General features: G+C 67.1%; 21 protein-coding genes and 1 tRNA gene. 8 read left to right on the top strand and 14 right to left on the bottom strand.

What is annotated here, in order from left to right; genetic code table 11:
• Positions 1-61 precede the first annotated feature (61 nt).
• Positions 62-1,039 carry a R2-like ligand-binding oxidase gene (locus HF877_RS09375; RefSeq protein WP_169620887.1) on the top strand — a complete coding sequence of 326 codons (978 nt, stop codon included), beginning with the start codon at positions 62-64 and terminating at the stop codon, positions 1,037-1,039.
• A gap of 31 nt (positions 1,040-1,070) precedes the next feature.
• Here HF877_RS09375 and HF877_RS09370 read toward each other — a convergent pair whose 3' ends face one another.
• Complete coding sequence (locus HF877_RS09370; RefSeq protein WP_169620886.1) at positions 1,071-2,171, bottom strand: hypothetical protein; 1,101 nt, start codon at positions 2,169-2,171, stop codon at positions 1,071-1,073.
• 302 nt (positions 2,172-2,473) lie between these two features.
• Here HF877_RS09370 and HF877_RS09365 point away from each other — a divergent pair, with 302 nt between their 5' ends.
• On the top strand, positions 2,474-3,769 hold the full coding sequence (locus tag HF877_RS09365; protein WP_169620885.1) for a lipase family protein: 1,296 nt from the start codon (positions 2,474-2,476) through the stop codon (positions 3,767-3,769).
• Positions 3,770-3,829: 60 nt separating this feature from the next.
• Here HF877_RS09365 and HF877_RS09360 read toward each other — a convergent pair whose 3' ends face one another.
• The 3 genes from HF877_RS09360 to HF877_RS09350 all read right to left on the bottom strand — a co-directional run bounded on the left by HF877_RS09360 (position 3,830) and on the right by HF877_RS09350 (position 6,677).
• Entirely contained in the window at positions 3,830-5,767 is a 1,938-nt protein-coding gene (locus HF877_RS09360) for an acyl-CoA dehydrogenase family protein (RefSeq protein WP_169620884.1), read from the bottom strand.
• Positions 5,768-6,017: 250 nt separating this feature from the next.
• Positions 6,018-6,227 carry a hypothetical protein gene (locus HF877_RS09355; RefSeq protein WP_169620883.1) on the bottom strand — a complete coding sequence of 70 codons (210 nt, stop codon included), beginning with the start codon at positions 6,225-6,227 and terminating at the stop codon, positions 6,018-6,020.
• Between the two features lie 27 nt (positions 6,228-6,254).
• Positions 6,255-6,677: a hypothetical protein gene (locus HF877_RS09350; protein WP_169620882.1), complete on the bottom strand. Its 423-nt coding sequence runs from the start codon at positions 6,675-6,677 to the stop codon at positions 6,255-6,257.
• A gap of 104 nt (positions 6,678-6,781) precedes the next feature.
• On the opposite strand from HF877_RS09350, the gene HF877_RS09345 reads away from it, so the two are divergent.
• Positions 6,782-7,309 (top strand): peptidylprolyl isomerase, encoded by a 528-nt coding sequence (locus HF877_RS09345; RefSeq protein WP_169620881.1) that lies wholly within the window; start codon positions 6,782-6,784, stop codon positions 7,307-7,309.
• A 10-nt stretch (positions 7,310-7,319) separates the two neighbouring features.
• Entirely contained in the window at positions 7,320-8,246 is a 927-nt protein-coding gene (locus tag HF877_RS09340) for a rhomboid family intramembrane serine protease (RefSeq protein WP_169620880.1), read from the top strand.
• Here the strand turns inward: HF877_RS09340 and HF877_RS09335 are convergent.
• Positions 8,231-8,686: a PH domain-containing protein gene (locus tag HF877_RS09335; protein WP_169620879.1), complete on the bottom strand. Its 456-nt coding sequence runs from the start codon at positions 8,684-8,686 to the stop codon at positions 8,231-8,233. The two genes, HF877_RS09340 and HF877_RS09335, sit on opposite strands and share 16 nt — an antisense overlap.
• An 86-nt stretch (positions 8,687-8,772) precedes the next feature.
• Positions 8,773-9,039, bottom strand: coding sequence for a cell division protein CrgA (crgA, locus tag HF877_RS09330; RefSeq protein ID WP_169620878.1), 267 nt, complete (start codon positions 9,037-9,039; stop codon positions 8,773-8,775).
• A 123-nt stretch (positions 9,040-9,162) separates the two neighbouring features.
• Here crgA and HF877_RS09325 point away from each other — a divergent pair, with 123 nt between their 5' ends.
• Entirely contained in the window at positions 9,163-9,888 is a 726-nt protein-coding gene (locus HF877_RS09325) for a DUF881 domain-containing protein (protein ID WP_169620877.1), read from the top strand.
• Positions 9,889-9,908: 20 nt separating this feature from the next.
• Positions 9,909-10,571, top strand: coding sequence for an aminodeoxychorismate/anthranilate synthase component II (locus HF877_RS09320; RefSeq protein WP_169620876.1), 663 nt, complete (start codon positions 9,909-9,911; stop codon positions 10,569-10,571).
• 66 nt (positions 10,572-10,637) lie between these two features.
• Here the strand turns inward: HF877_RS09320 and pknB are convergent, their stop codons facing one another.
• The 7 genes from pknB to HF877_RS09285 all read right to left on the bottom strand — a co-directional run bounded on the left by pknB (position 10,638) and on the right by HF877_RS09285 (position 20,476).
• Entirely contained in the window at positions 10,638-12,551 is a 1,914-nt protein-coding gene (gene pknB, locus HF877_RS09315; RefSeq protein ID WP_169620875.1) for a Stk1 family PASTA domain-containing Ser/Thr kinase, read from the bottom strand.
• A complete protein-coding gene (locus HF877_RS09310) occupies positions 12,548-14,104 on the bottom strand; it encodes a serine/threonine-protein kinase (protein WP_169620874.1) in 1,557 nt (518 codons plus the stop codon). The genes pknB and HF877_RS09310 overlap by 4 nt, the downstream gene beginning before the upstream one ends.
• Before the next feature lies 1 nt (position 14,105).
• On the bottom strand, positions 14,106-15,587 hold the full coding sequence (locus HF877_RS09305; protein WP_169620873.1) for a penicillin-binding protein 2: 1,482 nt from the start codon (positions 15,585-15,587) through the stop codon (positions 14,106-14,108).
• Complete coding sequence (locus tag HF877_RS09300) at positions 15,584-17,029, bottom strand: FtsW/RodA/SpoVE family cell cycle protein (protein ID WP_169620872.1); 1,446 nt, start codon at positions 17,027-17,029, stop codon at positions 15,584-15,586. The genes HF877_RS09305 and HF877_RS09300 overlap by 4 nt, the downstream gene beginning before the upstream one ends.
• Positions 17,029-18,522: a protein phosphatase 2C domain-containing protein gene (locus tag HF877_RS09295; protein WP_169620871.1), complete on the bottom strand. Its 1,494-nt coding sequence runs from the start codon at positions 18,520-18,522 to the stop codon at positions 17,029-17,031. The genes HF877_RS09300 and HF877_RS09295 overlap by 1 nt, the downstream gene beginning before the upstream one ends.
• Positions 18,519-18,980 carry an FHA domain-containing protein gene (locus HF877_RS09290; protein ID WP_169620870.1) on the bottom strand — a complete coding sequence of 154 codons (462 nt, stop codon included), beginning with the start codon at positions 18,978-18,980 and terminating at the stop codon, positions 18,519-18,521. Before HF877_RS09290 ends, HF877_RS09295 begins: the two co-directional genes overlap by 4 nt.
• A gap of 155 nt (positions 18,981-19,135) precedes the next feature.
• Complete coding sequence (locus tag HF877_RS09285; protein WP_169620869.1) at positions 19,136-20,476, bottom strand: DUF3662 and FHA domain-containing protein; 1,341 nt, start codon at positions 20,474-20,476, stop codon at positions 19,136-19,138.
• Between the two features lie 202 nt (positions 20,477-20,678).
• Between HF877_RS09285 and HF877_RS09280 the strand changes: the two genes are divergently transcribed.
• Both HF877_RS09280 and HF877_RS09275 read left to right on the top strand, forming a co-directional pair.
• Positions 20,679-20,764 (top strand) — tRNA-Leu (locus tag HF877_RS09280).
• A gap of 300 nt (positions 20,765-21,064) precedes the next feature.
• Positions 21,065-21,589 carry a VOC family protein gene (locus tag HF877_RS09275; RefSeq protein ID WP_169620868.1) on the top strand — a complete coding sequence of 175 codons (525 nt, stop codon included), beginning with the start codon at positions 21,065-21,067 and terminating at the stop codon, positions 21,587-21,589.
• Between the two features lie 234 nt (positions 21,590-21,823).
• Here HF877_RS09275 and HF877_RS09270 read toward each other — a convergent pair whose 3' ends face one another.
• Positions 21,824-22,453 (bottom strand): DUF2510 domain-containing protein, encoded by a 630-nt coding sequence (locus HF877_RS09270; protein WP_169620867.1) that lies wholly within the window; start codon positions 22,451-22,453, stop codon positions 21,824-21,826.
• Between the last annotated feature and the right edge of the window lie 128 nt (positions 22,454-22,581).

Below are 22,581 nucleotides of genomic sequence, written 5' to 3'. Positions count from 1 at the left end.
GCGCCGGACGTGCCGGTGACGAATGCTTCCGGGACGCCCGGGGTGGGGTTACCCTCGGGGTGTGACCGGAAGCACACAGACACGTCTCGGGTTCGCGTCGCTGCGGGAAGGCGGCCTCAACTGGGACGCCTTCCCGCTCCGACTCTTCGCGAAGGGCAACGCGAAATTCTGGGATCCCGCGGATCTCGATTTTTCGCGCGACGCCGCCGACTGGCAGGCGCTCACCTCCGAGCAGCGCCGCAGTTCCACGTTCCTCGTCGCGCAGTTCGCCGCGGGAGAAGAAGCCGTCACCCAGGACATCCAGCCGTTCGTGCGCGCGATGGAGGCCGAGGGGCGGATCGGCGACGAGATGTATCTGACGCAGTTCTGTTTCGAGGAGGCCAAGCATCTTCAGGTGTTCCGGCTGTGGATGGACTCGGTGGGGCTCACCTCCGACCTCCACCCCTATGTGGCCGACAATCCGTTCTACCGGCAGCTCTTCTACGACGAATTGCCGAACGCGCTGCGACTGCTCGAGTCCGATCCGTCGCCGGCCAACCAGGTACGCGCGAGCGTCACCTACAACCATGTGATCGAGGGGAGCCTCGCGCTCACCGGTTACTACGCGTGGCAGAAGGTCTGCACGACGCGCGGCATCCTTCCCGGAATGCAGGAACTGGTCCGGCGTATCGGTGACGACGAGCGCCGGCACATGGCGTGGGGCACCTTCACCTGCCGGCGGCACGTCGCGGCAGACGACTCGAATTGGGCTGTGGTGCAACAGCGTATGAACGAGTTGCTTCCGATGGCACTCGGCATGATCGGGTGGGTCAACGATCAGTTCGACGAGCAGCCGTACGGGCTGGATCCCGACGAATTCGTCTCCTACGCCGCCGACCGGGCCGAGCGGCGTCTAGGCGCCATCGAATCTGCTCGCGGTCGCCCGGTGGAGGAGATCGATCTCGATTACTCACCGGAATCGCTCGAGGAGAAGTTCGGTGCGGAGGACGCGGCCGAACTGGCGTCGATCGCCGACGGGGGAGACGGAAGTCCTCGCTAGATCCCGACCGTGATCGGGATTCCGCGCGGGTTCAGATCAGGATTGCGACGGCGACGACGACGACCAGCACCGCCAGCAGCACGACAGCGGCTATCCGCACGGTGTCGGCCTGGCTTCGCAGCGGCTGGGGAGGTTGGCGGGTTGCGGTGTCCGGTTCTACCGTCACCGCGACCGCAGCGGCGGAGTTCTCCGTCTCGTACAGATCCTCGATGGCTTTCAGACGTGCGAGGCCACCGGTGAGCACGTCCGTTTCATCGTAGGAGGGCGGCAGACCGATCCGGGTCTTCTTCGTCTCGCGCGCCGGAGTGAAACCAGCGGCGAGAATCGCCGCGCCGAGCGCCGCGGTCTGCTCGGGCCCCGGTCCGACGAGACTACGCACCATCAGCTTGGTCGCGAGGCTGTTGGCGATCTCCTGGATATGCGAGCGATCACGCGCGACGAGTCCGTCACCCATGACGACCACGGCGTCGAGATTGTCCGACAACCATCCGAACGAACCGAGTGCCGACGCGAGTTGGGCTGCGGGTGACGGTGCGTTCTTGACGGGAACCCGGAATGCCTTGCCGACGGGGACACCCGAGCGCACCAGCGTCACAGTCGAACCCACGTCGTCGACGTGATAAACCCCGACGAGCTGACCGGGCGTTTCCGAGATCTCGGAGGCATACCAGGTGGCCGCAGCCTGCGCGTCCGACACCAGATCGACGTGCCGGAGATCGGCGAAGTCGAGCGCGGATCGGAGGGTTGCGACGGTCGCGGGGTCCCAGTGGGAGGGGTAGGTGGCGGTGTATCCGGGGTCGCTGTCCCTGTCCATACCGCCGAACGTCGGCAGGGGATGGCACTCGGTGAGCAGGCAGTGGATGGCCGTCGCCATGGCGTCCTCCGCGCGGTAGACGCGCCCGTCGCTCGCCGAGAGTCCTGCGGGGTCACCTACGCGGGAGAGGAAACCGCTGAGCGTCCGGACCTCGTCGTCGGCCCGCGCGGAGCCACCGAGAAAGGTCGAGTCGTCCCGGCCGATATGGAGAACGGTGTCGCGGGCGATGACCACCGGGTCGGGAGTGCCGGGTTCGTTGGACGCGACCACCGCTGTGGACACGACCCTTCCGATTCGGAGCCCCACCCCGATTGCCATGACTCTCCCCTCGTCTGTCGATCCGGGTCCATCTTGCTACCGGCACCACTCCGTGTGGTTGTGCCGCGCCGCGACCCCGATCGTCATGATCAGGACATACCACATACCGGTCGTCGCGCAACTGTCATCCCTTCCTGCGGGTGCAAACCGAGCACGCACCGAGCTTCCGCGACCGGGTTTCCGGGGCCGTCTCACCTCGTGTCCTGCGCCCGGGCATCGCCTTACCGGTCGGTAATGTACGTGTTACAGTCCGTACCATGTGACCGAAGGCACGCCTAGGTCCGGGATGTGGTGGAGGAAATATGGGAACGAGCAGCACCCGGAAGTGGGCGGCAGCGGCGTTGACATCCGCAGCGCTCGTGGGGGGACTTCTGGCGGCGCCGGCGACGGCACACGCCGAGGGCGACTTCTACACGCCGCCCGCGCTGGAGCAGGGGGGAAGCCCGGGAGACATCCTCCGGAGCGAACCGTCCGATCTTGCCATCCGGGTTCCGACCGGGGACGGTGTGTTCCCCGCGCAGGGGACGCGGTTGCTGTACCGCTCGAACAATGCGAAGGGCGCACCCAATGCGGTGAGCGGCACGTACCTCGAGCCGTCGACCGTGTGGAACGGTGAGGGACCTCGCCCTCTCGTCGCGGTGGCGGTCGGCACGCACGGACAGGGCGACCAGTGCGCTCCGTCGCGCAATCTCGGTGCGCTGGTGCAGTACAACCCGCCGCTCGATCTGTTCACCGAGTACGAATTGCTGTCGATCAATGCGTTGCTGCTCCAGGGCATCGCGGTGGTGGTGACGGACTACGACGGACTCGGGACTCCCGGGCACCACACGTACGTGAACAGGGCTGCCGAGGCGTACGCGGTGCTGGATTCGGTCCGGGCGGCGTTGAATCTTCCCGGGACGAGCCTTACCCCCGACAGTCCCGTCGGGCTGTACGGATACTCCCAGGGTGGCGGTGCGAGCGGGGCCGCAGCCGAACTCGCTCCCACGTACGCCCCGGAACTGAACCTCAAGGGCGCCTACGTCGGTGCGCCTCCCGCCGATCTCTTGGCCACGCTGAAGCAGATCGACGGCACGCTCCTCACCGGCGCCGTGGGCTACACGATCAACGGGCTGATCGAGGCATACCCGGAGATTCGCTCCGAGGTCGAGGCCGAGATCAACGACCGCGGCCGCGCCATGCTCGCCGCGGTGGCGAACCAGTGTGTTCCGGAAACCGTTGCCACTGTTGCGTTCCAGCGGACCGAAGACTTCACGCGCACCGGTGAACCTCTCGACGTGGTGGTCGGCCGGCTTCCCCAGGTCCAGAAAGCGATCGACGAGCAGCGCATCGGCCGCCTGACCCCGCAGATCCCGGTGCTTCTCCAGCACGGCACGCAGGACGACACGGTTCCCTACGGGCAGGGTCGCCAGCTTGCGCTGGACTGGTGCGACAACGGCGCCACCGTCCAGTTCGACGCGAACCTCACGCCGCCGATCCTGCCGGGCTTCGTGATCAACCACGCGGTACCCCTGCTCACCGGGCTGCCCACCGCGGTCCAGTACCTCGACGCGCGTCTGCGTGACGCTCCCGCGCCGTCCAACTGCGGCGCCTTCTGACGCGACCCCGAACGCAACGGCCCGCCCTCGTCACGAGGGCGGGCCGTTGTGGTTCTGCGCCTACACGACGTTTCTGGTGTCGATGATCCGGCGAGCCACGTTCTCTTCCGTGGACGGGCCCGGTGTCCATTCCGCGATCCACGGGCCTGTTCCTTCACTCGCATCCAGGATGCCGTTCTCGAGCCAGCTGTAGCGACCGTCGAGGACACCGCGGGTGAGCTTCCGGTCGGAATCGTCGGTGTTGCTCCACAATCCGTCGAACAGTGCCTCTACCCGTAGCCGGGACTGCCGGCAGAAGGCGTCGGCGAGTTCGTATGCGGCATCGGCACCCGGATGGCCGTCGGCGCGTTGACGTTCGGCGCGCACACAACTGGCCGACATCGCGAACAGTTCGGCACCGATGTCGACGATGCGGCCGAGGAAGTTCTGACGCTTCTCGAGACCGCCCTGCCACCGGGCCATGCCGTAGAACGTCGACCTGGCGAGTTTGCGCGAGCTACGTTCGACGAACCGGAGATGTGGTGCGAGGATGCCGAATTCGGTGAAAGCTCCGGGAAGGCGGCCCTTTCCTGCCACCAGCGAGGGCAGCCACTTGGCGTAGAAGCCGCTCGCCTTCGCCGCGGCGCGCGCCTTGGTCTCGAGAGACGCCTTCGGGTCGATCAGGTCGCCGGCGGCACGGAGATGTGCGTCGACTGCCTCTCGGGCCACCAGTAGCCGCATGATCTCGCTCGAGCCCTCGAAGATGCGGTTGATGCGCAGGTCCCGGACGAGTTGTTCTGCGGGCACGGCTCTCTCACCGCGTGCGGCGAGCGACTCGGCTGTCTCGTAGCCGCGGCCCCCGCGGATCTGGATCAACTCGTCGGCGATGGCGCAGCCCATCTCGCTGGCCCACAACTTCGCGAGCGCGGCCTCGATGCGAATGTCGTTGCGCTCCTCGTCGTTCATCTGGCCGGACAGTTCGACCACGGACTCGAGTGCGTAGGAGGTCGCCGCGATGAACGAGATCTTGGCGGCCACCGCCTCGTGTTCGCCGAGTGCTTTGCCCCACTGCACCCGGGCTTCCGACCACTCGCGGGCGATCTTGAGCGCCCACTTGCCGGCTCCGGCGCACATCGCCGGGATGGCAAGCCGTCCGGCGTTGAGTGTCGTGAGGGCGATCTTGAGGCCGTCACCTTCGCGTCCGACGAGGTTCTCGGCGGGCACGCGCACCTTGTTCATGCGGGTCAGGCCGTTCTCGATGCCTCGCAGGCCCATGAAGGAATTGCGGCGTTCGACGGTGATGCCGGGCGAATCGGCTTCGACGACGAACGCGGAGATACCGCCGCGATGCCCGTCGCTCTTGGGGACCCGCGCCATGACCACGAGCAACTCGGCGACCACACCGTTGGTCGTCCACAGTTTCACGCCGTCGAGTTCGTACGCCCGGCCGTCCTCGACCGGAACCGCACTCGTGGCGAGTCGTGCGGGGTCGGAACCGACATCCGGTTCGGTCAGCAGGAACGCCGAGATCGCGCCGCGCGCGCAGCGCGGCAGGAACCGCTTCTTCTGCTCCGGGGTGCCCGCCAGTTTCAGCGGTTCGGGTACACCGATCGACTGGTGTGCCGAGAGCAACGCTCCCAGGCTGGGGTGTACGCACGCGACGAGCATGAGCGCCCGGTTATAGGCGACCTGCGACAGGCCCAGGCCGCCGTACTCCTCGGGGATCTTCATGCCGAAGCACCCGAGTTCCGCCAACCCGCGGATGTAGTCGTCGGGAATGCGTGCCTCGCGCTCGATGGTCGGGCCGCTCATGTCCCGGCACAAGTTCCGCAGCGAGGTGAGGAATTTTTCGGTGCGGGCGTCTTCGTCGGGTGTGGGACGGGGGAAGGGATGGACGAGATCGAGGGTGAACCTGCCGAGGAAGAGGTGTTTGGCGAACGACGGTTTCGTCCAGTCCGCTTCTCGTGCTTCTTCGGCGACCTCACGGGCTTGCTGTTCGGTGACGCGCGTTTCTGCCATGTCTGCCTCCAGAAGGGCTTGCCTACCGGCGAGTATTCACCCTTCTGTGTCGCACGTCACAGGATTGGACGGACCGATACCGGTGAGTAATCGCAGGACGTGCACCGCAGGTGTGAAACAGATCACCCGGGGCTGCGGTGTCTCGAGATGCCGGGTGCGCGATACAGGCCTACTCTCGAGTAGTCACCGCCGACGCGTCCGCCCGTCAACCCTCGTCGATCTTCGGATCGAACTGGAGGCGACCATGGCCCTACTTGCGTCCGTACCCGTTCTTCTCGCACTCGTCGTGCTTCTGTACTTCGTCTCGTGCCGCATTGTCGATCACGAGATACGCAGCGCCGAACGCGAATACGGTGGCATGCCCGCTGACCCGCCGGTCGTGCCGGATATCCCTGTCCCGGGGATGCCCGCCCACCGGTGAGCCGGGCTCCCGCACGAGTGCGGGACTCCGAGCGGGCACTCGGCAGAGAGGTGCCCGCCGACAGGATCAGTCGGTGGCGGGAGTGGTGTCGCCTGCCGCCGGACGTACGCGCGGGGGTTCCGGCGCGATCGGCGGGTGCGCCGGCCGACGACTCCGGTACAACGCGAGTGCGCCGAGCACGACCGCGGCGAGCGCGCCCGTCGTGACGAGTGCCTTGCGTCCCGGGCGGGGCGCTGTGCGCCGACGAGGTGCGGCGGCGAGCGCGGCCTTGTCCCGACGTGCATCCTGCACCCGCTCGACGGCATTCTTCGTCAGTTCCAGCCCTTGGCGGGAGAGCACGAGGCCTGCCGCCGCGGATCCCTGCGCCAGGGTGACCGCGCCCTCGCCGGCGACATGCAGGGCGTCGCTCAGGCTTCCCGTCTGTGCCAGGGGATATACGAGGTCGGGGAGGGAACCGCTGCGGGTGCTGGAGTCGCTCACCTTCGTCATACGTCCCACTCTTCCATACCGCAGCACGTGTTCCCGTCTGTCGTGCGGTGCCGACAGGGGAAGGACCGCGTAGGCCCCGAAGCCAGGAATGGCACCATAGGGGAATGACGTCACCGAATCAGACAGCAACCGCCACCCTCCACACCAACCGCGGAGACATCGTGATCGCGCTCTTCGGCAACCATGCCCCGAAGACCGTGGAAAACTTCGTCGGACTCGCCACCGGCACCAAGGAATACAAGTCCGCGAACGCGAAGGGCGAGTCCAGCGGACCGTTCTACGACGGTTCGGTGTTCCACCGCGTGATCGACGGCTTCATGATCCAGGGCGGCGACCCCACCGGCACCGGTCGCGGCGGCCCGGGCTACCAGTTCGGTGACGAGTTCCACCCCGAACTGCAGTTCGACCGCGGCTACCTGCTCGCCATGGCAAACGCGGGCCCGGGCACCAACGGCTCGCAGTTCTTCATCACCGTCGGCCCGACGCCGCACCTCAACCGTCGCCACACGATCTTCGGTGAGGTCGTGGACGCCGACTCGAAGAAGGTCGTCGACGAGATCGCCACGACCAGCACCGATCGCGCCGACCGTCCGGTCGACGAGGTCGTCATCAACAGCATCACCATCTCCTGAGAGAAGTGCCATGACGAACCCCGGCTGGGGTCCTGCGGCCGAGGGTGGTGGCCGGCAGCCCCAGCCGAGGTGCGTCCGCCACCCCGATCGCCCCACTCTGCTCACCTGCACTCGATGCGGGCGTCCGTACTGTCCCGAGTGCCTGCGTCCGGCCGCGGTCGGCCAGCACTGCGTGGACTGTGTCGCCGAGGCCGCCCGGTCCACCCCGCAGGCCCGGACCATCGCGGGTGCGCCCGCACGTTCGGCGAAGACGACCCCGATCGTGACGTACACGCTCATCGCGCTGAACGTCCTGGTCTTCCTCGTCACGGCCGCACAGTCCGGCAGCGTGATGAACAACGAGCGGTCGTCACCGCTGTTTCTCGACTGGGCTCTGTGGCCGCCGGCGATCGCCGCCAACGGTGACTACATCCGGATTATCGGCAGTGGATTCCTGCACTTCGGCCTGATGCATCTCGCGATCAACATGTTCGCGCTCTGGATCATCGGCCGCGACACCGAGTTGGTTCTCGGCCGCGCCCGTTACCTGTCGGTGTACGTGATCTCGATCCTCGGCGGTTCCGCCGCGGTGATGCTCCTGCAGACGGGGGCCGTCACGGCCGGCGCGTCCGGTGCGGTCTTCGGATTGCTCGGCGCCCAAGCGGTGATCCTCATGAGGCTCCGCCGCAGTCCCGCTCCGGTGCTGGCGGTCGTCGCGCTGAATGTGGTCATCAGCATCACGATCCCGGGGATCTCCCTGTGGGGACATCTCGGCGGGCTGGTGGCAGGTGCGGCCGCCACCGCGGCACTGCTGTACGGGCCGCAATCGCTCCGTGCGGGCAACGATCGCGCGCGGGCGACTCGCACGGGATGGGTCGCACTCGGTGCGGTCGCCATCCTCGTCGTGGCGGTGGTCGTGGTCGCGGTTCTTCGCTTACGGGCTCAGCTGGGCTTGTGATCGGGTGCCAGCCCCCGCGCGCCGAGTGCTTCGTGCACCTCGCGGGGGTCGGCTCCCAGATCCCAGCGACCGAAGATCATCAGGCTCTCGGAGCCGTCGCGAGGATCAATAGTGTCGATTTCCAGCATGGGCACCCGCCTGCCCATGCGGGGATACTCCACGAGTCGCACGCGGTGCAGCGCCGCGGCCGGGTACTCGCGTCGTCCCGTCAGCCGGGTCACGGCGAGTCCCGAGGATTCGGGTAGAACCTCGAGGCGGGGACGCTGGCGCCAGGCGGAGGCAGCGAATGCGAGCACCAGTGCGGCCGCGACCCCCACGAGGACACGTCCGGCCGCATCGACCGCCGTCGCAGCCGCCACCGCGAGCGCGACGCCTCCGGCAGCAAGGGCCACGACGGCGCCGGGCGGAGTGGACCACCGTGGTGTGTTCTCGGCGCTCACGTCAGCCCTCACATCGCTTTGTACACAGGGTTATCCCCAGGTGGGGATGAATAACAAAGATGTAATCCACAGAACGAGGCGCGATTTCAGCGCCATCTCATCGTCATGACGAGCCCGGCCACCATGAACCCGAATCCGATGAGGAAGTTGTAGGCACCCAGCGAATTCATCCACGAAATCTGTTCTGCGGCCAGGTAATACACCACCAGCCACAGCAAACCGATGATCATGAGGCCGAGCATCACCGACACGTAGAGGGTGCTCGACGGCGCAGCTTTCACCTTCACCGGTGTGCGGCTCACCGTCCTGGGGGCCGCGCTGTCGTCCTTCTTACGTACCTTCGACTTGGGCATCGTGTCCTCGTTCTTGCGACTCCGCCCGTGCCGGACGAGCGGAGTAAGTTGGGCAGCTACCTGTGCTGTATACGCTAACGCTGTCCTGTTCACGCTAACGTAAGGCCGGAACGGAGGGGTGAGGTGTCCGAGTGGCGGCCGCGTCGAGTGGCCTGGGGTTCCGCGACCCTGGCCGTGTGCCTCGTGGGCGGTCTGTTGATCGGTACCACCCGCGGCGTCTCCGACGGCAACGAACTCCGCGTCGGTGACTCGCCGCGCCTGTCCGATCTGGTCCGGGCCGCACAATCCGGAACCGACGACCTCGCGACCACCCGTGACGACCTCGCCCAGCAGGTCGCGCAGGTGCAGGCCCGCGTCGCCGCGACCGACGGCGACGTCGCGTCCGTGCTCGACGAACTTTCCGCCGTCGCGGATCCGGCGGGGCAGACGGCTCTGCGCGGACCGGGGATCACGGTGACCCTCACCGATGCGTCGCGCGACGCCGACGGTAAGTATCCGTCCGGTGCGTCGCCGGACGACCTCGTGGTGCACCAGCAGGACGTCCAGAGCGTGCTCAATGCGATGTGGGCCGGCGGCGCCGAGGCCATCTCGATGCAGGACCAGCGGATCGTCGCGACGTCGGCGCCGCGCTGTATCGGCAACACTCTGCTGCTCCACGGCCGCACGTATTCCCCGCCCTACGTCATCACCGCCCTCGGCGACCGCTCGCGTCTCGAGGCTGCCCTCGGGGCCGAACCGGGTATCCGGCTGTACAAGCAGTACGCGACCCGCTACGGGCTGGGCTACACGCAGACCGCGGGTGACGACAAGTCCGTTCCCGCCTATACCGGGGGCGCGCCCGCCCGCTGACCTGTGGGTACTCTCGTGGCATGCGCATCCTGGTCGTCGACAACTACGACAGCTTCGTCTTCAATCTGGTCCAGTATCTCGGGCAGCTCGGCACGACGGCCGACGTGTGGCGCAACGACGACGACCGGCTCACCGCGCCCGGCGCCCTGGCCCGTGTCGCCCAGGACTTCGACGGTGTGCTGCTGAGCCCGGGACCGGGCACCCCCGAGCGTGCGGGCGTGAGCATCGACCTCGTCAAGGCGTGCGCCGACACGAGCACTCCGCTGCTCGGCGTATGTCTGGGACACCAGTCGATCGGGGTCGCCTTCGGCGCGACGGTCGACCGGGCCCCTGAACTGCTGCACGGCAAGACCAGCGTCGTGCGGCACAACGACACCGGTGTTCTCGCGGGCCTGCCCAGTCCCTTCACCGCCACGCGCTACCACTCGCTGACCGTCCTTCCCGAAACCATGCCCGCCGAGCTCGAGGCGACCGGTCACACCGAGAGCGGCGTCATCATGGCGTTGCGCCACTCCGAGTTGCCGATCCACGGCGTGCAGTTCCACCCCGAGTCCGTGCTCACCCAAGGTGGTCACCGGATGCTCGCGAACTGGCTCGGGATGTGCGGCGAGGCGCCGGAGGAGACTCTCGTCGCGCAGCTGGAGGCCGAAATGGCACGCGCGCTCGACGGTGGCGCTGCCTGACCCGCACGCACTACGACGAAGGTCCCGGACATGATGTCCGGGACCTTCGTCGTCAGGCGGGAGCGATCAGCGGATACCGAGAACTCCGACACCGATCGTGATCGTCTGGGTCTTGGAAATCTCCGAGCCCGGAGGTTGCGCCTGGGTGATCACGGTGCCCACCAGGTCCGGGGACAGCGTGGCTTCACGAGTCTGCACGAGATCCGACGCGGAGCCGGTCCACCCGGCGCTCCGCAGCGCCGACAGCGCCTCCGACACCGAGCGGTTGGTGACCACCGGCATCTCGACGCGGTCACCGTTGGAGACCTTGATCGTCACCGTCGACCCTTGTGCTGCGGACGCGCCGCCCGCGGGGCTCGTCGACACCACAGTGCCGTCCGGCTCGCTCGAGTCGACCTGCTCGACGACGACCTCGAAGCCGGCACCTTCGATGTTGCCGGTGGCCACGGCGGTGGCCTGACCGACCACGTTGGGCACCCGAACCTGTTCCGGTCCGCTTCCCAGCGTGATGGTGACTTCGCCGTCACGCTCGATGCTCGCGCCCGCGGCCGGGCTCTGTCCGACCACGAGATCCACATCGTCGGCGTCCGACGGCGCTCGCTGCACGTCCGAGCCGAGACGCAGACCCACGGCGGCGAGCTCCTGCGCGGCCCGCTGCTGCGACATTCCGGTGAGGCGGGGGATCTGCACCTGCTCCGGCCCGCTCGACACCTCGAGTGTCACGGTCGATCCCTCTTCGACCTGCGTACCCGAGACGGGCCGGGTGTTGATGACGTTGCCACGTGCCACCACCGGATCGTTCTTCTGCTGGATCGACACCCGGAAACCGGCGTCCTGCAGCTGGTTCTCCGCCACATCCGAGGTCAGGTTCCGGACATCGGGGACCGCCACCTGTGCGGCGGTCGAACCGGGACCGAGCGACCACAGGAACACACCCACGATGCCCACGACCACCAGCGCGACGAGACCGAGGAGCACGCGCTTGGTGACCGACCCGCCGCCTCCACCGGAATCACTGCTCCCCGCAGCACCCGCCGGGGCGGCCGGCGCCACTCGCGCGTGCCGTCCCGGATTCGTATCCGCGGAGTCGAGCAGGGTGGTGCGGTCCTCGTCGGTCATCACCATCGGAGCGCTGGGTCGCTGACCGTTGAGTACCCGGATCAGGTCGCTGCGCATCTCGGCTGCGGACTGGTAGCGGTTGGCGGGATTCTTCGCCATCGCCTTCAGGATCACCGAGTCGAGCTCGTGCGGAATCGACGGATTCACCGACGACGGCAGCGGCGGATCCTCCCGGACGTGCTGGTATGCGACCGCCACGGGAGAGTCGCCCTTGAACGGCGGTTCGCCGGTGAGGATTTCGAACAGCACGCAGCCGACGGAATACACGTCCGACCGCGCGTCGACCTGCTCGCCGCGCGCCTGCTCGGGCGACAGGTACTGGGCCGTACCGATCACGGCGGCGGTCTGCGTCATGGGGCTGGCGGCGTCCGACAACGCACGGGCGATGCCGAAGTCCATGACCTTCACGGCCCCGGCCTTGTTGATCATGACGTTCGCGGGCTTGACGTCCCGGTGCACGATCATGTTGCGGTGGCTGAAGTCCAGCGCCGCGCAGACGTCGGCGATGACCTCCATCGCGCGCTTGGGTGCCATCGGGCCGTCGCGGCGAACGATGTCGCGCAGGGTGTCGCCCTCGACGTACTCCATGACGATGTAGGGCAGCGGCCCGGCATCGGTCTCGGCCTCGCCGGTGTCGTAGACCGCGACAATCGCGGGATGATTGAGCGCCGCGGCGTTCTGTGCTTCGCGACGGAAACGCAGATAGAACGTGGGATCGCGCGCGAGATCCGCACGCAGAACCTTGATCGCCACGTCCCGGCCGAGCCGTGTGTCCCGCGCGAGGTGTACCTCGGACATGCCGCCGAAGCCGAGGATCTCACCCAGCTCGTACCGAGAGGAGAGCTTGCGCGGTGTGGTCATGACGTTCCTTGGGTGTCCGGCGGTGCGTTGTTCGTACCGTTGCTGGCTTCGGGATCTGGGTCCCCGCCGTCTGCGTCTCCGTCCGCCTCACCGTCGGTCTCGCCGGCGTCCGGCGCCGTCACCGTGGTCGTGGTGGGTGTGGTTGTCGCGTTCGTGGTTGTGGGGACGGTCGTGGTGGGAGCATCCGTCGTCGGCGGCACCGTGGTGGTCGGCGGGACGGTCGTGGTGGGTGCGTCGAAAGTCGGTGTCTCGACCGGGGCCGGGGCAGGCACGGTTTCCTGGGTGATCGTGGTGGTCCGAGGGGGCCGCGTCGTCGTGGTCGTCGAGGGACGGGTCGTCGTGATCTGGGTCGTCGGCGACGGTCCGGGTGTTCGCGTTCCCTCGTCGTCCCCGCCGAACAAGACGATCCCCAGCGTCACCAGGGCGAGCAGGATCGCCGCACCCGCGGCCCACGCCAAGGCAGTCGGGCTCGGCCCGCGTTTGCCGCCGTCACCGTCGCCGGCCGGCCCACCCGTCGTCGGCGGTCCCGAGACGGGCGGCTGTCCCGCTGTCGGGGGCAGCGCACCGGTCTGCGGCTGGGTGTAGGCGGTCGGGGAGTAGTACTGATTCGGATCGAGCGCGCGCGTGGCGGCAGTCGGCGCCGAGGTGCCCGGAACCCCGGGCGGCAGGACGCGATTCGCGCTGGTCACCGGCGGCACGTTGCCGGGCGGAGGCGCAGCCCGGCCCGAGCGCACCGCGGCCACCGCGTTCGCGAACTCGCCGCCGTTGGAATAGCGCTGGAGCGGGTCCTTCGAGATCGCAATGCTGATGAGTTCGCGCACCTCGGCCGGGAGATCGTTCGGCAGCGGAGCCGGTGTCTCCTGGACGTGCTTCATCGCGACCGTCACCACGCTGTCGCCGAGGAACGGGCGGCGACCCGACAGCACCTCGTAGCCGACGATGCCCAGCGAGTACACGTCACTCGCGGAGGTCGCCTCCTGCCCGAGAGCCTGCTCCGGGGCGATGTACTGGGCGGTTCCCATCACCATGCCGGTGCGGGTGACCGGAGACGCGTCGACGGCCTTCGCGATGCCGAAGTCCGTGATCTTCACCTGCCCCGTGGGCGTGATGAGGATGTTCCCGGGCTTGACGTCGCGGTGCACGACACCGGCATTGTGCGCGGCCTGCAGCGCACGCCCGGTCTGCTCGAGCATGTCCAGGGCGTGGGGAAGCGAAAGCCGGCCCACCCGCGAAAGCACCGCGTTGAGCGGTTCGCCGTGGACCAGTTCCATCACCAGGTAGGCGATGGACTGGCCTTCGGTGTCGGTGGTCTCGCCGTAGTCGAACACCCCGGCGATGCCCGGGTGGTTCAGCTGTGCGGTGGTGCGCGCCTCGAACCGGAAGCGCGCGAGGAAGTCCTCGTCGCCCGAGAGTTCGGCCTTGAGCACCTTGACCGCGACGCGCCGGTCGAGCCGGGTGTCGAGTCCCTCCCACACCTGTCCCATGCCGCCGGTCGCGATGAGGCGCTGGAGTCGATATCTGTCGGCGATCATGGCGCCGTTGCTCAAAGCCATGTCAGCCTCCCTGTAACCCGGCCGAGATCACGGCTCGTCCGATGGGCGCGGCCACTGAGCCGCCGGTCGCGGCGAGTGCACGGTCGCCACCGTCCTCCACGATCACCGCGATGGCGATAGTGGGTTGCTGCGCCGGCGCAAACGCGATGTACCACGTGTGCGGCGGGGTGTTGCGAGGATCGCTGCCGTGCTCCGCGGTCCCGGTCTTCGACGCGATCTTCACACCGGGGATGCCCTGGCCTCCGGCGAAGTCCTCGGCACCCACCATCAGGTCGGTGAGGGTCGCGGCGACCTCCGGCGCAATGGCCTGGCCGAGCGACTCCGGTGTGGTCTCCTCGAGCACCGCGAGATCGGGGCCCTGCAGACGCTCGACGAGATACGGCTCCATCCGGACACCACCGTTGGCGATGGTCGCGGCGATCGACGCGTTCTCGAGCGGGGTGAGCGCCACGTCGCGCTGCCCGATGCTCGTCTGGCCCAGAGCGGCCCCGTCCGGGATGGGCCCGATGGTGCTGGTCGCGACCGGCAGTGGCACTTCCATGTTTTCGTCGATTCCCAGCGCTTCGGCCTGGTCGACGAGGGCTTCCCGCCCGGTGGCGATGCCCATTTCGACGAAGGCGGTATTGCACGACCGCGCGAACGCCTCACGCAGCGTCACCGTAGGTGCGCCACCGCACGCGGCACCACCGTAGTTCTCGAGGGTGGTCGCCGTGTCGGGCAGGGTGATGTTCGGGGCAGCGGTGAGCTGGGTGTCCGGGGTGACGCCGGACTCGAGGGCCGCGGCCGTGACGACGACCTTGAAGGTCGACCCCGGCGGATAGGTCTGCGAGATCGCACGGTTGAGCATCGGCTTGTCGGGATCGGCGTTGAGTTCGTCCCACGCCGCCGACGTCGCCGCCCCGTCGTGTCCGGAGAGACGGTTGGGGTTGTAACTGGGCGTGCTCACCATGGTCAGGATCCGGCCCGTGCTGGGTTCGATCGCGACGACCGAACCGGTGTAGCCCCTGCTCGTCAGTTCGTCGTAGGCGACCTGCTGCATGACGGGGTCGATCGTCGTGACGACGTTGCCGCCACGGGGATTGCGTCCGGAGACCAGATCGAACAGTCGCTGGCCGAACAGCAGGTTGTCGGACCCGTTGAGCAGCGCATCCTCGGAGCGCTCGAGTCCGGTGCTGCCGTACTGCATCGAGTAGAAGCCGGTGACGGGCGCGTAGGCGAGCGGGCTCATGGGCTGATTCGGCGGCGCCGGATATTCACGCAGGTACTTGTAGCGGCTGTCGGTCGGGATCGAGACGGCAAGCGCCTGCCCGGCTGCGGCGATCTGACCGCGCTGACGGGAGTACTCGTCGATCAGCACGCGGGAGTTGCGCGGATCGGTGCGCAGGTCATCGGCCTCGATGACCTGCACATACGTGGCGTTGGCGAGAAGAGCGACGACCATGAACATCACCGCCATCGCAACCTTACGAAGCGGACCGTTCATTCGCGCCCCAACATTTCCGTCGGCGCGTCCGCGATCGGCGTGGCCTTCTTCCGCGGAACCACAGGCTCGCGGGCAGCATGGGAGATCTTCATCAGCAGTGCCAGGAGTAGATAGTTGGCGAGCAGAGACGAACCGCCGTACGACACGAACGGTGTGGTCAGGCCCGTCAGGGGGATCAACTTCGTCACGCCTCCGACCACCACGAAGAGCTGGACCGCCAGGGTGAACGACAGGCCGGCGGCGAGGAGCTTGCCGAAGCTGTCACGGATCGCCAGGGCGGTGCGAAGGCCCCGGATGACCAGAATCAGGAACAGCAGCAGGATGGCGGCGAGCCCGATGAGCCCGAGTTCCTCACCGATGGTGGCGACGATGAAGTCGGTTTTCGCGAACGGCACCTGGATCGGCCGTCCGCTTCCGAGACCGGTACCCGCGACACCGCCGGTCGCGAGACCGAACAGCGACTGGGAGATCTGGTAGCCGGTGTTGTTGTAATCGGCGAACGGGTCGAGCCACGTCTCGACACGCACCCGGACGTGGCCGAACATCTGGTACGCGAAATAGAACCCGACCGCGAGCAGCGAGAAGCCGATCACCAGCCAGCCGACGCGTTCGGTCGCGATGTACAGCATCACGAGAACGGTGGTGAACAGCAGCAGCGACGTACCGAGGTCCTTCTCGAACACCATCACACCGATGGAGAGAACCCAGGCCGCGAGGATCGGGCCGAGATCACGAGCCCGGGGGAAGTCCATGCCGAGGAAATGCTTGCCGGCGGTGGTGAACAGATCGCGTTTCGCGACGAGCACCGACGCGAAGAAGATGATCAGCAGGATCTTGGCGAACTCACCCGGCTGAATGCTGAATCCGGGCAGCTTGATCCAGATCTTCGCGCCGTTGACCTCGGAGAACCGGGACGGCAGCAGCGCCGGAATCGCGAGCGCGACCAGTCCGATCAGGCCGAGGGTGTAGCTGTACCGCGCGAGCAGACGGTAGTCGTGCAGGAACACGAGGACCGCGATGAACAGCACGATTCCGAGCGCGGTCCACAGCACCTGCTGGGTGGCATCGGGTGACGACGCTTCCACCCCCATGTAGCGGGCGTTCTCCTGGTCGGCGAGGTCGAGCCGGTGGATGAGCACCAGGCCCAGTCCGTTGAGCAACGCCACGATCGGCAGCAGGAACGGATCGGCGTACTTGGCGAACCGGCGCACGGCGAGATGCGCGACGAGGAACAGCGCCGCGTACGTCACGCCGTACTTCAGGAGATCCGGGGTGATCGTCTGCTCGAGGCTCGCCTCGACGAGTATCAGCGACACCGTGGTGATGCCGATGGCACCCAGGATCAGGAGAAGTTCGGTATTACGACCTGTCGACTGAACCGGTGCCGGAGCGAAGCCACCCGGGGGACTTGGGAAGGCCCCCGCGCCATGGGTCACCGACATCAGGCGCCCACCCTGCAGTTCTGGCCGGGTATCTGGGGCGGCGCAGGAGGTGCCGCCGGTACCTCGGGCGCGGTCGTCTCGGGCGCGGGGAGCGGCTGACCGTCGACCCCGGGTGCCGGTGGTGCCGGCGCAGAAGCTTCGGCGGGAGGAACGCCGGGTGCGGCAGTGCCGTCCGTTCCGGGTGCCGGAGTCGCCGGCGGTGCCGGAGTGGGTTCGGTCGGGGGTGTTTCCTCGACGGAGCACACGGGCAGCAGATCCATCTCGGCGAGACGTTCCATCTGAGCGCTCGTGTCCTCGAGCGAGCCCGACGGCAAGCCCGCGCGAACCTGTTCACGCGCGGCAGGCCACAGATCGTCGACGAGCATGACCCGGCACTGCGCATCACCGGGTGCGGTGAGGGTCAGCGTGCCGTCGTCGGTGAGGCATCCGACGAGGGCGGCTTCCTGCAGCGAATACCCGAAGACGTTTCCGGGCAGGCCGCGCAGGACGGTCACCGCTCCGCTGTTGTCGCCCACGTAGTAGTTGTTGCGGACGAGTTGGCGGCCGACGACCAAGCCGGCCGCGAGGAGCGCGACCAGCGCGAGGATGACGACGGGCCACCACAGTCGGCTGCGCTTCTTCGGGGGCGTCTCGGGCGCCTGGACGATCACACGCTTCGGAGCGGCGCGCGGCGGGCGCATCGCGGCGGCGCGTCCGGCAGCGGTGTTCGGAGGGGGAGTGTCCTCGTCGTTGTCGCCCGACGCGGCGCCGGCGACAATCGGCTTGCTCTGCCCGTAGTCGAGGTCGATCACGTCGGCGACGACCACGGTGACGTTGTCGGGGCCACCGCTGCGCAACGCCAGTTCGATGAGCCGGTCGGCGCACTCGTCGTGGGTGCCCTCGCGCATCGTGTTGGCGATCGTCTCGTCGCTCACGACATCCGACAGGCCGTCCGAGCAGATCAGGTAGCGGTCGCCGGCCCGCGCTTCGCGGACGGTCAGCGTCGGCTCGACCTCGGCGCCGGTCAGGGCGCGCATGATGAGCGAACGCTGGGGATGGGTGTGGGCCTGCTCGGCAGTGATACGACCCTCGTCCACCAGCGACTGCACGAACGTGTCGTCACGGGTGATCTGGGTGAGCTGGTCGTCGCGCAGCAGATAAGCGCGGGAGTCGCCGATGTGCGCGAGTCCGAGCTTGCTTCCGGCGAACAGGATGGCCGTGAGGGTGGTGCCCATCCCGTCGAGTTCGGGTTCCTCGTCCACCTGATCGGCGATAGAGGCGTTGCCTTCACGGACCGCGGAATCGAGCTTTCCGAGGAGGTCACCACCGGGCTCGTCGTCGTCGAGATGCGCGAGCGCGGCGATCATCAGCTGGGAGGCGACCTCACCGGCCGCATGCCCGCCCATACCGTCGGCAAGCGCGAGCAGACGTGCGCCGGCGTAGACGGAGTCCTCGTTGTTCGATCGGACGAGGCCGCGGTCGCTGCGGGCGGCATAACGCAATACAAGGGTCACGGGCGGAGCTCGATCACGGTTTTACCCACTCGGACAGGCGTACCGAGAGGGACGCGGACAGCGGTGGTGACTTTCGCACGATCCAGATACGTGCCGTTGGTCGACCCGAGGTCTTCGACGTACCAGTCGGATCCCCGCGGCGACAACCGGGCGTGCCGGGTCGAGGCGTAGTCGTCGGTCAGCACCAGCGTCGAGTCGTCGGCGCGGCCGATGAGGACGGGCTGGGTGCCCAGGGTGATCCGGGTGCCTGCGAGCGCACCGTGGGTCACCACGAGATATTTGGCGGTCTTGTTGCGGCCCAGCGACGGGAGCATCGACTGCTTCGGCGAATACCGAGGCAACGGTCGAGCAGTTCCCGCATAGATGTCCGACCGCAGACTGCGCAGCACGGACCACACGAACAACCACAACAGGAGGAGGAAACCCGCCCGGGTCAGTTGCAGAATCAACCCCTGCACGGCTCATCCTCCTTCGGCTCGGTCGACCGGCATATGCCGTCCGGTGCGCTGCGGTCACTCACAATACGGACACGGCCGACTCGATACAGCGTCCGACGCGCAGTACACGCGTCGGACGGTGTCGACGGACCCCGTAGGCCCTGGATATCCGCAGCTCAGAGAATGCGCACAAGGATTTCCGAGTGGCCCGCCCGGACGATATCGCCGTCGGCCAGCTGCCAGTCCTGGATGGACGCGCCGTTGACGGTGGTGCCGTTCGTGGATCCGAGATCGGAAAGCATCGCGACCTGCCCGTCCCAGCGGATGTCGATGTGACGACGCGAGACACCGGTGTCGGGGAGGCGGAACTGTGCGTCCTGCCCGCGACCGATGATGTTGCTGCCCTCACGGAGCTGGTAGTACCGGCCGCTGCCGTCTTCGAGCTGCAGGGTGGCCGTCAGCACACGACCGGCGGCGGGGGACTGGTAGCCACCTCCCGCGTAACCCTGGTCGTACGCCGGCTCTGCTGCCGCGTAGCCCTGGTCGTATGCCGGCTCGGCGTAGCCCTGCTGGCCGTACGGCTGAGCCTGGTAACCCTGGTCGGCGTAGCCCTGGTCGTATCCGCCGCCCTGCGGCTGCGGAGCCTGGTAACGATCGTCGTAGCCGGGCTGCCCGTACTGCTGAGCGCCGTCGCGGCCGTAGTCCTGGCTGTATGCCTGGGGCTGCGCGCCGTAGGCCTGCTGGTCGTAACCGCCCTGCTGGTCGTAGCCGCCTTGCTGGGAATAGCCTTGCTGGTAGCCCTGCGGATCGTAGTTCTGATCGCTGTAGGCCTGCTGGTCGTATCCGCCCTGGGCCGGGTCGCCGTAGCCACCCTGGGGCTGGTTGTCGTAACCGCCCTGCTGCGGGTCGCTGTAGGCCTGGCTACCTGCGTAGCCCGCGCCGTTGTTGTAGCCCTGTGCGTAACGCTGATCCTGGCCGACGTGCGCGTGACCGTTGCGTGCGTACTGCGGTTCCGCCTCGGCGGGGTCACGGCTCGGTTCGTAGCCGGGGTTCTGCGTCATGGGGCCAACTCCTGGTTCGGGTGTCACTGTTGGGCGGATCTGCGGGTTCCGCGGAGCCGGGGCGCGCGCCGCTGAGCGCCCCACATCTGGATCAACCGAGCCGCGAGTCCGGAACTGCCCTGTGTGCAGTGCCGACGACGACTCGAAGACGACCTGGATGTCACCGTACGTCTGCCATCCCTGTTCACGGATGAAGTCATCAAGGTGACGCGCGAAGGCCTTGACAGTCAAGTCCCGGTCGGCAGCGAGGGCCTCATGATCGGATTCGCTGATGGTGATCACGTATTTGTTCGGGGCCAGGGTATGGCCTCGATCGAGCTGCTGGACGCCGTCGGTCGCCTCTTGCTGCAGCGCAGCTTCGACTTCCTGAGGAACCACGCCGCCGCCGAACACGCGGGCGAAAGCGTCGCCGATAGCGGACTGAAGCTTGCGTTCGAATCGTTGGGCGATGCCCATTGCGACCCCCTTTCAGGTCTCCGCGTGTCGTGATGCAGATCGTGCAACTGCATGGTATCCACTTTTTCCACGTTTGGACCGGGCGGCACCCCGCGCGTGTTCCGATCGGTACTGCGCAGGGGTCCCGTGAGGCTCCGTTTTCGCCCTGACCAGGCGAATCGTTGTTTGATTAGGAGCTGTGTTACTGTTTTCTGCGTTGCTCGGGCGAGTGGCGGAATGGCAGACGCGCTGGCTTCAGGTGCCAGTGTCCTTCGGGACGTGGGGGTTCAAGTCCCCCTTCGCCCACCAGGAGCAGTTCCAACGAACTGCACACGAACGAGGTCACGAACTCGAAAGAGATCGGGGCCTCGTTTTTCGTTCGGAAAGGGCCGCGGAGTGCGTGTATCGGCATCTCGCGGGCTGCGCCCCCGGTGACCCCGGTCTCTCGACGACTGCCGACCCACGCTGCGATGTCCTGACGTTCCTCGTCCTCGCGCAGTCTTTCGGATCGCAGATTCCGAAACCGCAGCATCGAGGACCGAATCCGACCTCTTTCGTACATAGCGTTGCCCACGACCGCAGGGAAACAGCGTCGAGGGGGAACCGCCCATGTCCGAACAGCGCAACTCCGCCCCGGCCGGCTACACGAGCGTCGCCCCTTGGGTGGTCACCGACGACACCCGCGCTTTCCTGGACTTCGTCGCGCGGGCCTTCGACGGCGAGGAACTCGCCCGGGTCGAGACCGAGGACGGGTCGATCGGGCACGGAGAGATCCGGGTCGGTGACACAGTGGTCCTGGCCTTCGACCGCCGCCCGGAGTGGCCGACCATGCCGAGTCTGCTGCGTGTGTTCGTTCCGGATGCGGACGAGACGTTCGCCAAGTCGGTCGCCGCCGGGGCCGAGGTGGTCACAGAGCTGAGCGACAGCGCGTTCGGTCAGCGAGGGGGACGCATCAAGGATCCGTTCGGAAACATCTGGTGGGTGACATGCCACGTCGAGGACGTACCCGAGGACGTGATGTGGCAGCGAATGCAAGACCCGGTGTACGCCGAGCAGATGCGCGCGGCGCAAGCGACGCTCGATGCCGAGTTGAGCGGACGAAAGCACGGACGCAGCAGCGCTCCTGTGCGCTGACCACGCGGGTCACCCCGCCATAGCGTGAGTTCATCGCAGGGTCCGTGATCGGCACGGGATCGTCTGGCATCCAGGCGATCCGTTCATCGCCGAGTTCGGCGTAGCCGGTCTTCCGCTCGCCACAGGTGGATCTCCCTCGCGCACATCCCGAGTCGGTCCTCGAGGCACACACCATCCAGTGGCTGGTCGATGCCGACGAGGTGTGTCCTGAGCTCGCCGACCGCAGGAACCCGATCAGAAGGCGTCGTTGATGGTGATCCGGTCGTACGTCGCCGGAAAGTCGTCGGCACCAAAGCAGTTCAGGGACGTGGTTTGCCCCACCTGAATCTGTTCCGTCGTGCAGTTGACCAGCGCCACCACTTCGCTTCCGTTCATGAACTTGATTTCTACGATCGCGCTGTCCGTCTCGTCCCGCGCGTTCGTGACTCGAAGACCCTCCACCTGTGCGTTACCGAGCGTGTCCTGGGTAACGGACCATCCGGGCGCATATTGAAATCCGGAGACCTCGAACGGTTGCCCCTCGGCAATCGTCAGCGGGTTGTCGGGGCCGCCCGGAGCAGCGTCGTCCACCTCTGCTGACTCGATCGCCTCGTTGACCTCGTTTCCCGCAAACGCCAGGAGAGCGACGCACCCGCCGATTGCCAGCACGAACACCGCGATCAGCGCGAGCAGGACATTGCGCAGCGTGTGCGACTTCTCCGGCGGCCGAGAGGGTGGTGGCTGGGGCGCAGACGGGGACGGACCGCTGTTCTGGACGCTATCGGTCCACCGGGCTCCGTCCCACCAGCGCATCACTCCCGATGGGTCGCGGTAATAGCCGGGGCCGGGTGATCCGGTGTTGCCTGGATTCGGATTATCGGACATCAGCGTTTCCTTCCGGCCGATGTGGATCCGGTTTCTTCAAGGTAGTGAGCCGAGGCACGTATCCGCAGGCCTACTCCGCGGAAACGAAAACAAACCGTAGGATTGATATATCGTCGTATTCAAACCGA

This window comes from Rhodococcus sp. BL-253-APC-6A1W (assembly GCF_012843405.1).
In the GTDB taxonomy this organism is placed as follows: Bacteria; Actinomycetota; Actinomycetes; order Mycobacteriales; family Mycobacteriaceae; genus Rhodococcus.
Note: the sequence above shows the minus strand (reverse complement) of the source record. Positions and strands in the feature narration are given on the sequence as shown.

Coding starts and splice junctions, on each gene's coding strand:
- HF877_RS09360 (WP_169620884.1), bottom strand. CDS start 5,767: ATGGCAGAAACGCGCGTCACCGAACAGCAAGCCCGTGAGGTCGCCGAA.
- HF877_RS09275 (WP_169620868.1), top strand. CDS start 21,065: ATGTCCGAACAGCGCAACTCCGCCCCGGCCGGCTACACGAGCGTCGCC.
- pknB (WP_169620875.1), bottom strand. CDS start 12,551: ATGACCACACCGCGCAAGCTCTCCTCTCGGTACGAGCTGGGTGAGATC.
- HF877_RS09350 (WP_169620882.1), bottom strand. CDS start 6,677: ATGACGAAGGTGAGCGACTCCAGCACCCGCAGCGGTTCCCTCCCCGAC.
- HF877_RS09340 (WP_169620880.1), top strand. CDS start 7,320: ATGACGAACCCCGGCTGGGGTCCTGCGGCCGAGGGTGGTGGCCGGCAG.
- HF877_RS09320 (WP_169620876.1), top strand. CDS start 9,909: ATGCGCATCCTGGTCGTCGACAACTACGACAGCTTCGTCTTCAATCTG.
- crgA (WP_169620878.1), bottom strand. CDS start 9,039: ATGCCCAAGTCGAAGGTACGTAAGAAGGACGACAGCGCGGCCCCCAGG.
- HF877_RS09345 (WP_169620881.1), top strand. CDS start 6,782: ATGACGTCACCGAATCAGACAGCAACCGCCACCCTCCACACCAACCGC.
- HF877_RS09305 (WP_169620873.1), bottom strand. CDS start 15,587: ATGAACGGTCCGCTTCGTAAGGTTGCGATGGCGGTGATGTTCATGGTC.
- HF877_RS09270 (WP_169620867.1), bottom strand. CDS start 22,453: ATGTCCGATAATCCGAATCCAGGCAACACCGGATCACCCGGCCCCGGC.
- HF877_RS09370 (WP_169620886.1), bottom strand. CDS start 2,171: ATGGCAATCGGGGTGGGGCTCCGAATCGGAAGGGTCGTGTCCACAGCG.
- HF877_RS09285 (WP_169620869.1), bottom strand. CDS start 20,476: ATGGGCATCGCCCAACGATTCGAACGCAAGCTTCAGTCCGCTATCGGC.
- HF877_RS09365 (WP_169620885.1), top strand. CDS start 2,474: ATGGGAACGAGCAGCACCCGGAAGTGGGCGGCAGCGGCGTTGACATCC.
- HF877_RS09300 (WP_169620872.1), bottom strand. CDS start 17,029: ATGTCGGTGACCCATGGCGCGGGGGCCTTCCCAAGTCCCCCGGGTGGC.
- HF877_RS09310 (WP_169620874.1), bottom strand. CDS start 14,104: ATGGCTTTGAGCAACGGCGCCATGATCGCCGACAGATATCGACTCCAG.